Here is a 12,529-nt window from a genome sequence, read left to right as displayed (position 1 = left end):
ACATATATGTCGCGACCTTTGCCGGTTTGTTACAACCATTGCCAGATGAGGTATGCGCCATGCGCGCAACCACGCGGGCGGCATTTTCTGATGTGGATGACGAAACGCTCGAAACCGCAAGTGAATTGCTTGGGCATCGGGATTTGATGTATGAGCGCTGGTTGGAAGGCGTGTTGAGGCTGTGATGCGCGGACGTTGTCTCGGTCATTTGCTCTTCAGCTGAACGGCTGCAGATGGCGGCGCTTTATCATTCGGCCTTCTTGATTGCCTCGTGCACAACCGGTGCAACAGCTCCTCCGGAAACTGCCTTTTGAGCAATGCGCAGCATTGCACCTGCCGCAACTCAAATGGACCGCACGGACGGCCCATTCCGGACTTTGAACCGGCATTCAAGATGCTGCGGTCGTAGTCCCGCTCATCCGTCATTGCCTTAACAGATGCCTTAGGACTGTTGGGCGGACCAAAGCTGGCATCTGCCCGCAGAGTTCAACGTCTGCTCATTGAAATTCGATCGCCACTGACGGTGCGCTTCTCCATGCCTCACCATGGTACACGGCTTCGATGTTGTTGCCGTCGGGGTCGAGCACGAAAGCAGCATAGTAGCCTGGGTGATAAGCGCGCTCACCGGGCGCACCATTGTCACGGCCACCATGATCCATGGCCGCTCGGTAAAACGCATCTACCGTCGTACGGTTCTCTGCTTGAAAGGCAAGATGGTGACGCCCGGTCAGTACACCAAGAGCTGTAGGGCTCTCAGCCGAGGAGACGACGAGTTCGTCCGCCCAGAAAAAATCCTTGTTCGTGTTGACGATAGCGATATCCAACACCGCCAGAGCCGCCGTGTAGAAGGTACGGCTTGCCTGCAAGTCGCGCACAACAAGTTGCAGGTGGTCGATAAGCCTACCACGATGAAGTTGATTGGTTTCCAAGGTCTTTCTCCATATGTGACGAGCGTTTGAAACGTTCCCCTTAACGGTCGATCCTGGCGAAGATGGTCGAAGACCGAGTCGAGCCAAGAATGCGCCGGGGCATCAGCGATCACCCCCGTAGTTCAGTTCCTGGGAACATATGCAGCTGCCGTCACCAGTCGCCTGACGTCTCTCAAGCCCACCTTACCCTTGTAGAATTTGCTGTCCTTGTTCGCTTCCAAGATTGCGTTGCAAAGGCTCTCAGGGTCGGTCTTGGCAACGGATGCAGCGCTGACGTGGCCGGTGGCCAGCAATGCCCTCGCAAATTTCGGGCTGACCCACTGAATCCGGCACAGATCAGAGATTGCGACGAGGTCCGTCAATTCGGCGACGTTCACGCCGATTTTGGTTGCCAGCACGCCTACCCCATCTTGCGCAGCATCGAATAGCTTTTTGGTGTTCGTGAGGCCCGCCTCTTCCAGACGCAAGGCAAAGCCCCCTTCCAGCCAGTCGATCTCATTCAGGGATCTTGGTTTCGGGAAGAATCCACCGACCGTTCGTTTGAGCAACCGAAGGTAACCTGAATGGACACCGGATGCTTCTGACAAAGATGCCAGCGAGTTTGGTGACTTGAGCGCGGCGCGAAGACCCGCAAGCGACGCTATACCTGTGGTGCGAAGAGCGGTAAGTTTGGCGTCGAGTTCATCAAGCAAAGGCTTCTGGCTTGGAATCAGATCGGAGATTTCCAGCCGTTTCTGCAAATCGATCAGATCGGTTGCGTTATCGTCTAGGTAATAACGTGTCACGGTTTTTCCTTGAGGATGGGTTCGGCATTAACAGCCAAAGAACGAACTCCGAAATAAAGCCACGGTCGCAGGTTTACTTTGTGCTTTCTTGGGCAAGTTTTCTGGCCTGTAAGGAGACCCACCAGATCACACCTGCTCCAATCAGGAAGATTCCGAAACCGGCAAAGAAGAGGCAGATAAAGAGCATCGGTGACATAATCATATCCCCCTCGATTCGATGCGTTTAGTTCCCTGTTCTTAAACCGAGCTTAACAGTGGTGCGGCAGGCAAGCGTTGACACATATCAATCAGCATATTGATCTGTAAAGCCGTTTGGGTTCGACGGTGCTATTGGAAGAGCATTGGAGCAGTGCCGCAAGCACATCCAGACATTCGAACTGTTCGCAGCATTTGTAACTTTGGGCTCGAACCAGACCTCAGCGCCGATGCAGCAAAGCGCCCTACCCCAGCTAATAACTGATCTCGCGGACGGCCCAATCCCGACATTGCGCGCCCCGGCCGAATTCTGCACTCGCACGCCACCAAGCCGCCGTTCGCCGCAAACGCGAAAATCGTGCTGCACACGCAATACGACCCTTCGGGAGGGCGGGAAGCGGAAGTTCGCTGCGGTTACGACAGGGACTCACGAGGAGCGTAACAGCGGACATTTGGCTCGGGCATCGTCTATGTAACCAAGGCACCAATTCGACGAGAGACCACTTTCTTTCGTGGCTTTAGGGGCGACTTGAGATTCCATGTCATTGAACATTGGCAGGCACACCCAAGCAGGTCGCTACAATTCCCGACTGTACTCATCAAGGATGTTCAGCGTCCGAAAGGCTTTGCCATCATCGGTTCGACAATGAACGAAGTCATAGCTCCACACGTGGTTGCGATGCTCTGGTCGAAGCCGGACACATGATCCGTCATTCAGCCAGAGCCGTCCTTTCTTCGGTTGTTTCACTGGCACTTTCAGCCCCTCTCGTCGCCAAAGCCGTTCAATCCGTCCGTCGCTAACAGACCAGCCAGCCTCTCTCAGCAGCGCTGCGATCCTGCGATAGCCATATCGCCCGTATTGACGGGTCAGACCGATCATGTCGGCCACCAATCGGTCTTCGTCCGCGCGGCCTCTTGGGATGCGTCGTTGAGTGGATCGATGTTGTCCCAGCACGCGGCAGGCGCGTCTCTCGGAAACGTTCAGCTGGTTGCGTATATGTGTAATACAAGCACGACGACGAGCGGGGCTCAGTAGTTTCCCTTTGTGGCTTCCGTCAGGATCAGTTTGTCCAACGTCAGATCTGAAACCGCGCGTCTCAGCCGCTCGTTCTCTTTCTGAAGCCGTTTCAGTTCCTTCAATTGATCAACACCCATTCCACCGTACTTCTTCCGCCAGCGGAAATAGGTTTGCTCAACAACTCCAATCTGCCTGATCGCATCAAGACGGGACATGCCTTGCCCCATCAGAACTTCAACCTGCCGTAACTTCGAGACAATCTCTTCGGGCTTCGGTCTCTTGTTTGCCATTCGTAGTCCTCCGTTTCCTAAACATAACGGTGGACCAGTTCAGTTGGGGAGGCTCAGTACATGCGGCCCGCCAGGCGCGGGCGCTCTTTGTCGACATGCGGGAACGGCTGGAGCTGGCGCGGGACACCCATGGGGCCGAGCGCGAGGCCGGGCAGGGGCGTGTGTCGGCCGGTCTGGCCGCGCTCAGGGCGGCGGCCAGCAAAGACCGGGGTACGGATCTCGGTGACGGCGACCTTCGGGACCGACTGGCGCAGATCGTCGGGAGGGAAGAGCCAGAATCCGGTGGGCAGAGTGTCGAAGAACCCTCTGACCTGCGGCAACTCAATGTGCGGCTGCGTGAAACCCTGGGCCGGTCGGAAGAGGTTGGACTGGATGAGGGCGATGATGGCGCGGACAAGCCGTCGATCCGTGAACGGCTGGAAGGTGTGTTGAACAAGCCATGTGAGACATTGGAGTGGGATGATGGACGCGACCTAGAACAGGAGCACGGTGACGAGCATGAGCCGGAAAAGAGCATCGACAGGGGCATGGATCGTGGAGAAAGACACAGCCTTTGAATTGCTAACGGTCAAGCGCAGGACAACAGAAGAAATAGCGGGCAAAGGAATAACCTGAACATAGGTTTGCTTGTCTATGGATTCTGACCTGAAATTCGCTAACCTGCCGGAGAGTTTAGTACTTTCCCCATTTTGTAGTAGGGCATTCGGAGATGACAATGGTTGAATTAGGGCAGCTTGAAAAAGTCGATTTGAGAGAAATCTGGCAAAGCGAGTCGGCTGACTTCACGCCCTGGATAGCCAAGTCCGAAAATCTGTCCATCTTGTCCGAAACGCTCGGCATTGATTTGGAACTGGAGGCCCAGGAACGATCAGTCGGCCCATTTCGGGCCGATATTCTGTGTAAGGATATCGGCACCGACAACTGGGTTCTGGTCGAAAACCAGCTTGAGAGAACTAACCATACGCATTTGGGGCAGTTGCTTACCTATGCATCTGGTCTCCAGGCGGTCACTATTGTCTGGATTGCAGCTCAGTTCACCGACGAGCATCGAGCAACACTCGATTGGCTAAATGAGATAACTGACGACAAATTCCGGTTTTTTGGTTTGGAAGTTGAGCTCTGGCGGATCGGCCAATCTCTTGCGGCGCCCAAATTCAATGCTGTGAGTAAACCAAATAACTGGTCGCGTTCTGTCGCACGGGCTGCCCGTTCAATTGATGATGCTGAGTTGACAGAAACCCGTGTCGGCCAACGCGAATACTGGGATGCGTTCCATGCGCGGTTGCAGAGTTTTGGCGGCCCGGTTTCCGGCAACCGAAAAGCCCAGCCGCAATCCTGGATGAACTACGGGGTCGGGCGAACAGGCTTTCATTTGAGCGCCAACATGAATCGGATCAAAAAATATGTGAGGACAGAGCTGTATATCTCTGGCCGGGACGCAAAAAAGTACTTTGATATACTGCTGTCGAGACGGGAAACGATAGAAAATGAACTCGGATTTCCGTTGGAATGGGAGCCACTTCCGGATCGAACGGATTGTCGGGCAGCTGTGTATTTGCGGGATGCCGATGCCGATCAAAGAGAGGATTGGGACAGGCAGCACGAATGGCTTTGCCAGAAGATTAACCAACTACATGCCGTTTTTTCCCCCGAAGTTAAGGGATTGAGCACAGAGGAATCTGGTGGCGATTAACCCGTTCAGTGGCAAACGTATCATTTGGAGAGCAGCGTGGTTGATAAATTAAAGATCAATTTAAATTATTGTTATGGCATAGGAAAATTTGAGGCAGAACTAGAATTCAAGCACAAAGGCTTTGCAATTTATGCTCCGAATGGCGTCATGAAAACATCGTTCGCAAAGACGATGATGGACCTTTCAATGGGCAACACACCGAAGGATCAAGAAGCAAAAACTCAATCGTCTACAGACGTAACCCCGACTATTGGGGTGTAGATGATGAGATGTAGAAGAACTGCAGTGTCCGACCGATGAAGCTGACCTAACGCGTTCGATAGGTCTGACCCACTTAACGGTGAAGCTTTCTTTCACCATGTAGCCTCACAGCTTGGTCATATTAGCCGCTAATGGCAGTCTTGCCAGATCGGGTTTACTTATCACCGCGAACGCACAGAAGTGCGACTTCGATTGATCGGATGAGACTCTTCTCTCTAGCTCCCAACTCCACCCTACTTCAAGAAAATGGCCGAAACCCTCATACTTGGTTTTCTCGGTAGCCTTTTAGCGAGTGCCGTCTGGCACTTCATCGCTAAGTGGCTCGACCGCAAGTAAAAACTTCCAACCACGACCTTCGTTGGAAGTATCGATTTTTTGGGGGAGTCCGCTTGGACACAGGCAAAAACGGTCGTTTATGCCTGTGTCATAAACGTGTGAGTTTTGAGCTTCCGGCCTAGCGCCTCAGCCAGCTGCATGCAATGTCGGCCAACTACTAGCAAATCATTGGGAGCTCTTCGCTTGGTCCGTAGTAGCGCCCACACTTACAGGTGCCGTTGCCGACGATTGAACGGTCAAATGAAAGCTGGAAACTAGTGCTAGTTGAGCCATCTGGGTTGACTTTGTGGCTGTAGGTTGTTGCACAGTATTCTTGCCTTCGCCGACGTAGTTCGCTTTGTTGTTGTGCCCGTCGCTGGTTATCGACAGTTTCGCGGATGACAGCACTCTCAGCGTTGCCCGCTTCAACTTTTTCCAGAAGCTCGGCTATTTGGCTTTGTGCGAAAGCTAGATCGTCTCTCAGTTCCGAATTGTCTGCCCTTAGCCTTGCAATGTCTTCGCCGAGGAGGACCTCGCGATCTCGCGATTCTGAAAGCGATGCACTCAGGGACGAGACCGAGCCCTCAAGTCGTTCTTCGCGCGCTTTAGAAGCCGCCAAAACTTGTGACACGCTGGCAAGTTCGTCGCGAGAGGTATCAAGCTTGAGTGCAAGATCGCTCAGGTCTGTTTGCAATCGGGCTTCGCGGCCCTTCGACTCGCTCAGCTCTTTCTCCACCAATGCCGCGCGGTCTTCAGCAATCTGAATTTGGTCGGTCTGCTGGCCTTGGTCGATCAAGCCGATGATTGCCGATGCGATAATTCCCAGTAGGAGTAACCCACCACCGAGCCAATACCTGCGAAACCCAAAGAACAAACCTACTGCTACACCGCACGCAAGGCTCACGATGGTGAGTAATGCTCCAAAACTAAACAGCAATGCGAACCTCTCAGTTAGATTACCCGTATCGCATTTTGACACATACATTGGACTAAATGCACGCTTTGCGTTGTTCGTCTTGCTGCGGCTGGAGCGCCGGCCCCCCTGAATTCCTCGTCGTCGCGCTCGATGACCAACCAATCAACTCTGATATGGGGTCTACTTACATCTCACGCTGGACAAGTACCCTAGGCCAATGCCTGTGTGCCAAAATGGGTCGTTTTTGGCGGAGCATTCTGCCGCACACAGCTCCAAACGTTTGGCAAAGACAAATACCCCCGGCAAAATCTTTGCAGTTTTGGCAGGTTTTTGTCATCAGTTTGGTCAACGGTTGATATTCCATCCCAATGTCTGCTTTCCGGGCAGCAAGCGCAGCATTTGCTTACAATGTCCAAGGTCCGGTTAGGGCCGGTCAAAACTTATTTGGAAGCGGCAAATCGGAGCCTGTGTACTCGAACATGAGAATGTCAGCGCGGCCTTTTTCATCGACGCTCACCGCTGGATTAACCTTTGCGCTTCGAAACGCAGCACTAAGTACTTCCGATTCAGTAAGCGATAGCTGTGCCATCAGATTCAGGACTGTTCGCATCCCAGAGTCATGTCCATCAGCTTTTTCACTACGGAGGTAATTCTCGAGCGCGCGTCTCTGGGCAACTTGATTATAAACATACCCTCCGTAGGCCGTTGTAGCCACAACGGCTGTCAATATTGCCGCCCAATTGGCAATCACCCCAAGAAGGTAGTCGTAGTTCATTTGAAACACTCCATACGGTTTGGACCAACAAACGCTCTCAGTAGCTTCGCTGAATGTAAAAGCTTTGGCGATGCCATGCTAGATTTGTTTGGGAAGGTCCGCTTTGACGGGTTACGTCGCAGCGATCGGTCAACCCGGTGAACGGCAGGTAGGGGCCGAGCCAACATGCTGCGCATGCAAATACGCGAATCCGGAGCAAAGTCCGCAAAGGGCTCGGAGCTGCCATTCTTTGCAATCTGTTCGTTTGGCCGGTGGCAGCACGAAGCGGGCTTTCGCTTTGTTCGCTCGAATATCCGCTTCGGAGAGCGCAGCTATTGTGAGTTTCCCCTTCTTAGGTAATTTTTGCGGATAGCCATATGTTTTTTACAATCATGTAGTTGTCCAAGCCCTCGGTCCCGCCCTCGCGGCCATAGCCGCTGGATTTGACGCCGCCAAAGGGTGTTTCGGGCATCGACGCTTCGAGCGTGTTGATCGACAGATTGCCTACCGCCACCTCGTCCACCAGCCGATCAATGTAGTCGGCACGGTTGGTGAACGCGTAACCGGCCAGACCATAGGGCACCCCGTTGGCCTGTTCGATGGCGTGATCCAGCGAGGACACAGGGTTGACCACGGCGACCGGGCCAAAGGGTTCTTCCTGCATGATCCGGGCGTTTTCCGGCACGTTCAGCAGGACCGTGGGTTGAAAGAAGTATCCTTTCTCCCCGTGTCTGGCCCCACCTGTAGCGACCGTCGCGCCTTTGGCGCGGGCATCTTCCACCAGATCGGTCAGCGCAGGCACGCGGCGATCATTGGCAAGCGGGCCCATTTCAACATTCGCGTCCAGCCCGTTGCCGACAACGGTCACGGCGGCCCGCTCAACAAAGGCGGCAGCGTAGTCTTCAAAGATGCTTTCATGCGCAAAAAAACGGGTCGGCGACGTACAGACCTGCCCTGCATTGCGCATCTTTCGCACCGCGCTGGTCACCCCTGCCGTACGCACATCGGTGTCTTCGCACACAATGACGGGGGCATGGCCCCCCAATTCCATCAGAACCGAAGTCATGTGTTCCGAGGCCAGCGTGGTCAGGTGGCGCCCCACAGCGGTTGAGCCAGTAAAGGCCACCAACCGGATCGGGTCCTGCGGGATGAGGTGGCCGGAAATCTCAGCCGGTTCTCCGAACACCAGGTTCAGAACGCCCGGCGGCAGTCCGGCATCTTCGAAGGCCTTCGCAATATGCACAGCACCGGCGGGTGTTTCCTCAGCCGCCTTCAGGATGATCGAACAACCCGAGGCCAGTGCGCCAGCGATTTTGCGCGCCGGTTGGCTCATCGGAAAGTTCCAGGGCGAAAACGCTGCGACCACGCCGATAGGTTGGTGATGGACTGAGAATTTGTGACCCGGTGCGGCGGGGATGACGCGCCCATAGGTTCGCATCGCCTCGCCCGCATCCCATTCAAAGAACTCGGCACCTCGGATCACTTCGAGACGGGCCTGCTTCAGAGGTTTGCCATGTTCCAGGGTGATGGCGTGGGCAATCTCTTCCTGACGATCCCGCATCAAAGCGGCGGCACGCAGGATGGTGTCTGCCCGTTCGCGAGGAGAGGTGCGGCTCCAGATGCGGAACCCGTTTATAGCCGAGTCCAAGGCGTCATCCAGATCACGTATTGAGGCGCGGGGAAGGCGGGCGATTTCTTCTTCGGTCGCCGGGTTCACAACCGGTATGTCCCGGCTGCTTGTGCGCCATTCGCCTGCGATAAACAACTTTAGCTCAGGATACATGAAACCGATGCCTCCGAATTTGGATCATTTCAACTCACGCAATGGCTGGCATTACTTCAAGTGAATTGGATGAATACTGGTATCAATTTGGCGAATACCTGACCCTATTTCTGCCGCGCCGCTTGATGCAGCGCCGACTTGAAAGCCCGGCCAGCGGGGGAAAGGTCGGCATCCGCCCGAAACGAGACGCCGATTGGCCCCTGACCGAATGGCACGTCCCAATCCAGTGGTGCCAGATAACCGTGGGCGATGTCCTGCGAGACAACCTCGGCGGGCATCAGCCCGATCAGATCGCGCGATTGCAACAACTCGCGGTTGGTCAGATAAGACACGGATTCGATCATCACCGATGGTACATATTGCTGTTGACCAACAAAGAAATGATCAAGCTGACGCCGAAGCGTGGTTTCCAGCGGCGGCACAATCCAGCCAAAAGGTTTGGTTTGCGCGAATGAGATGTTCCGACGTCCGGCCAGAGGATGCAGATTGCCGACGATTGCCAGAATGTGGTCTTCAAACAGCTTTTCCTGCCTGATCTTGTCGCGGTGCCGGTGCGAAGGAAGCCGACCAACCACCATGTCTATTTCGCCCGACAGTAATCTGGGCATCAACACCTCGTTCGTGCCCTCATTGATCTTGATCGCCACGTTCGGGCGGTCGGCCAGCAGGATTTCAATCGCCGCTGGCAACAAGCTGGTTGAGGCCGCCAGCAGCGTACCTACCACCACACGCCCCGCGTTTCCTTCATTCAGATCATCTAGTTCCTGCGCGGCATTCGAGACCTGCGCAAAGATCAGCTTTCCGTGCCGGATCAGGGTTTCTCCAAACACGGTCGGGATGACACCTCGATTGGTCCGGCTGAACAGCTTGACTTCAAAGTCCAGTTCCAGATCCTGTATCATTTTGGTGGCTGCGGGTTGCGAGATGCCCAACTCGCGCGCCGCGTTCTGGATATTGCCATGGGCACCCACGGCTACCAGCAGGCGCAGCTGGCGCAATTTTAACCGAGTCAGCGCGCGGTCGACGATGCGTGAATGACGTCCTACCATGGCTAGAACACAATCGGTTCTGAAAGATGTTCGAGCTTGGCCACCACGCTCATCGCGGCCAGAGCCGAGCTGCGTGGATTGTCTGGCAGAGAATTGCCGCTGATCCGGAAATGAAATTGCCCAAACTCGCCCTCGGCCTCAATCTCATGGATGTTTCGGGTAATCGACGGGTCAGCGACCAATTGAACCCGCGTTTCATCAAACCCCATCCCGGCCAAAGCCACTGCCGCCGCCACGTTCGCGTTCTTGGGGTAGGCCAAGGACGCCTGTCGGGCTGTTCCGATGAAATGCGCTTCGGCCCCTGTCAGCGCTTCAAGGTCCAGCGTGTCTTCTGCCCTAGAGCCCTTCCAACCCAGCGGTGGCTTGCGCCCGATATAGGTGACCTGATCCAGTTTTCCGGTCGCAGCAGCACCAAGGCAATCAAGGGCCCCAATTGCGCCGCTGGCTAAGTGTAGCTTCGCCCGACCATCACGGGCGGCGCTTTCCAGCGTGTCCGCAACTGTCGGATCCGCCAATCCGCCGACGGATACGGTGACCATGTCAGTGCCCTGCGCCAGAACCTGAGGGCCATAGGCCGCCAATGCCTGATGACCCGCACATTCAATCACCAAATCCGCCTCGGTAGTAAGGTCCTGTACTGAGCCCACGAACAGGTTCGGGTCTTGTGAAATGTTTTCTGGTCGCACCAGAACCGCATGTACCAAATGGCCCCGCGCCTGCATAGCGTTCGAGACGTGTCGCGCAATTGCGCCTTTACCAATCAATCCTATCTTCATGCGACAAACCTAGACCAGCGCCAAACATTTCTAAATTGATAATCCTTGGGTATGCAATTTTCTGATATCCAGTTCCCGGCTTTCGCATTGGATCAACCGGTACGATCAGGCTTTCATGGATACGCCAGAATTGCGTGTAAATCGGAAAGCTTGTTCCAAATGAAATACTCCAAACAAGATGCAAAAACCTATGCGCGCAAACACATGACCGGGATTTGGGCGGCTGCCCTTAACCCTTTCAATGATGATCTTTCACTGGACGAGACGGGTTTGCGGTCAAACATCCGGCACTGGATTGACGATCTGGATATTCAAGGTCTGTTCGTGGCGGGCAAACAGGGCGAGTTCTTTTCGATGAGCCTGGATGAGCGCAAGCGGAACTTTGAGATTGCGGTTGATGAATGCGCGGGCAAAGCCGGTGTGATTGTCTCGGTCTCAGACCAGAACATGGACACTGCGCTGGAACTGGCCCGTCATGCACAGAATTGTGGGGCCGATTACATCGTCTTGCATGCCCCTGTTCTAAGCTTTGTTCAGGATCGTGGAGAGGTTTTATATCAGTACTACAAGCGGTTCTGCGATGAGCTGGATATCGGGATCGCGATGTGGAGCCACCCGGACAGCGGATACCTGATGCAGCCCGAAGAATGCGCGCGGATTGCGGATCTGCCTAACATCGTGGCCATCAAATACTCTGTCCCGCGTGAGATGTATGTGAAACTGACGCATATGGTGGGCGACAAAATCCATGTTTCCACATCGGCCGAACATGAGTGGCTGGGCAATATTCTGGAACTGGATTGGAAACTGTACCTGTGTTCGTCACCACCCTACCAGATACAGACAAAAAACGATCAGCGCATGAACGAATACACGCGGCTGGCTTTTGCCGGCAAAGCGGATGAGGCGCGCAAGGTGTTTGACAGCCTGAACCCGGTGCGGGACGCGATGAAGCGAACCAAACCTGCAGGCAAACCCACCGCTTTTGGAAAATACTGGCAAGAGCTGCTGGGACAGGTCGGAGGGCGCGTACGGCCCCCAATGCTGGAACTGACCGAGGCGGAAAAAGAGATCATCCGCAAAGGGTTCGCGGAATGCGGCCTGAAGCCATAGCCACATCGATATAAGCAAATCGGATATCTAGATGCGGATAATTTCTTTGCGGTTATGAAAAAACCGGCCAAACTCCTACTAACAGGGAGTGGGACATGTCGAAGTTAAGTGCATTCAACTTTCAGAAATGGATCGACGAACACCGTCACCTGCTGAAGCCGCCGGTCGGCAATCAACAGGTGTGGGAGGATGCCGACCTGATGGTCACCGTCGTCGGCGGGCCGAACAAGCGAACCGACTATCACGACGATCCAGTTGAAGAGTTCTTCTATCAGCTGGAAGGCGACATGGTGCTGAAGCTGTATGACGGAGAGGAATTCTATGACGTTCCGATCCGCGAAGGTGAGATCTTCTTGCTGCCGCCGCATGTGCGCCATTCACCACAAAGACCGCAGGAAGGCTCAATCGGATTGGTGATCGAACCCAAACGGCAAACAGGCGAGCTGGACGCGATCGAATGGTATTGCTTTGAATGCGGCACCCGCGTTCATCGGGCCGAGATGCAATTGCAGTCTATCGTCAAGGACTTGCCGCCGGTCTACGAAAAATTCTATTCATCAGAAGAAGACAGAACATGCCCGAACTGCCAGACCGTGCATCCGGGAAAAGAGCCGCCAGAGGGCTGGGTCACACTCTGAGATGAACAAACAAC

At 54.6% G+C, this 12,529-nt stretch carries 13 protein-coding genes and 1 pseudogene; 6 read left to right on the top strand and 8 right to left on the bottom strand.

All coding sequences use genetic code 11. The features are described from left to right. A partial coding sequence (locus ACR0BU_RS05435; RefSeq protein WP_480735827.1) for a hypothetical protein occupies positions 1-185 on the top strand: 185 nt, incomplete at its 5' end. A gap of 312 nt (positions 186-497) precedes the next feature. Here the strand turns inward: ACR0BU_RS05435 and ACR0BU_RS05430 are convergent. The 3 genes and pseudogenes from ACR0BU_RS05430 to ACR0BU_RS05420 form a co-directional block, all read right to left on the bottom strand. Then, positions 498-929 (bottom strand): VOC family protein, encoded by a 432-nt coding sequence (locus ACR0BU_RS05430; RefSeq protein ID WP_480735829.1) that lies wholly within the window; start codon positions 927-929, stop codon positions 498-500. A 122-nt stretch (positions 930-1,051) separates the two neighbouring features. After that, positions 1,052-1,714, bottom strand: a complete 663-nt coding sequence (locus ACR0BU_RS05425; protein ID WP_480735830.1) for a DUF4332 domain-containing protein — start codon at positions 1,712-1,714, stop codon at positions 1,052-1,054. Between the two features lie 778 nt (positions 1,715-2,492). Further along, positions 2,493-3,217 (bottom strand): annotated as a pseudogene (locus ACR0BU_RS05420) (transposase); the annotation flags it as partial. 29 nt (positions 3,218-3,246) lie between these two features. Here ACR0BU_RS05420 and ACR0BU_RS05415 point away from each other — a divergent pair. The 3 genes from ACR0BU_RS05415 (at position 3,247) to ACR0BU_RS05405 (ending at position 5,171) form a co-directional block, all read left to right on the top strand. Further along, on the top strand, positions 3,247-3,774 hold the full coding sequence (locus tag ACR0BU_RS05415) for a hypothetical protein (protein WP_480735832.1): 528 nt from the start codon (positions 3,247-3,249) through the stop codon (positions 3,772-3,774). A gap of 158 nt (positions 3,775-3,932) precedes the next feature. After that, a complete protein-coding gene (locus ACR0BU_RS05410; RefSeq protein ID WP_480735834.1) occupies positions 3,933-4,910 on the top strand; it encodes a DUF4268 domain-containing protein in 978 nt (325 codons plus the stop codon). Between the two features lie 36 nt (positions 4,911-4,946). Further along, a complete protein-coding gene (locus ACR0BU_RS05405) occupies positions 4,947-5,171 on the top strand; it encodes a hypothetical protein (RefSeq protein ID WP_480735835.1) in 225 nt (74 codons plus the stop codon). Positions 5,172-5,664: 493 nt separating this feature from the next. Here the strand turns inward: ACR0BU_RS05405 and ACR0BU_RS05400 are convergent, their stop codons facing one another. The 5 genes from ACR0BU_RS05400 to ACR0BU_RS05380 all read right to left on the bottom strand — a co-directional run bounded on the left by ACR0BU_RS05400 (position 5,665) and on the right by ACR0BU_RS05380 (position 10,764). Further along, complete coding sequence (locus ACR0BU_RS05400; protein WP_480735837.1) at positions 5,665-6,423, bottom strand: hypothetical protein; 759 nt, start codon at positions 6,421-6,423, stop codon at positions 5,665-5,667. Between the two features lie 412 nt (positions 6,424-6,835). Next, positions 6,836-7,177: a hypothetical protein gene (locus ACR0BU_RS05395; protein WP_480735838.1), complete on the bottom strand. Its 342-nt coding sequence runs from the start codon at positions 7,175-7,177 to the stop codon at positions 6,836-6,838. A gap of 331 nt (positions 7,178-7,508) precedes the next feature. Further along, on the bottom strand, positions 7,509-8,939 hold the full coding sequence (locus ACR0BU_RS05390; protein WP_480735840.1) for an NAD-dependent succinate-semialdehyde dehydrogenase: 1,431 nt from the start codon (positions 8,937-8,939) through the stop codon (positions 7,509-7,511). 104 nt (positions 8,940-9,043) lie between these two features. After that, positions 9,044-9,988, bottom strand: coding sequence for a LysR family transcriptional regulator (locus tag ACR0BU_RS05385; protein ID WP_298936822.1), 945 nt, complete (start codon positions 9,986-9,988; stop codon positions 9,044-9,046). 2 nt (positions 9,989-9,990) lie between these two features. Further along, complete coding sequence (locus ACR0BU_RS05380; RefSeq protein ID WP_480735842.1) at positions 9,991-10,764, bottom strand: aspartate dehydrogenase; 774 nt, start codon at positions 10,762-10,764, stop codon at positions 9,991-9,993. Positions 10,765-10,923: 159 nt separating this feature from the next. On the opposite strand from ACR0BU_RS05380, the gene ACR0BU_RS05375 reads away from it, so the two are divergent. Both ACR0BU_RS05375 and ACR0BU_RS05370 read left to right on the top strand, forming a co-directional pair. Beyond that, entirely contained in the window at positions 10,924-11,877 is a 954-nt protein-coding gene (locus tag ACR0BU_RS05375; RefSeq protein ID WP_480735844.1) for a dihydrodipicolinate synthase family protein, read from the top strand. A 95-nt stretch (positions 11,878-11,972) separates the two neighbouring features. Continuing rightward, positions 11,973-12,515, top strand: a complete 543-nt coding sequence (locus tag ACR0BU_RS05370; protein WP_058273852.1) for a 3-hydroxyanthranilate 3,4-dioxygenase — start codon at positions 11,973-11,975, stop codon at positions 12,513-12,515. The last annotated feature ends 14 nt before the right edge of the window (positions 12,516-12,529 follow it).

It is taken from the genome of Ruegeria sp. CK2, assembly GCF_056536585.1.
The sequence above is the reverse complement of the archived record's forward strand: the minus strand, read 5'-3'. Positions and strand labels throughout refer to the sequence as shown.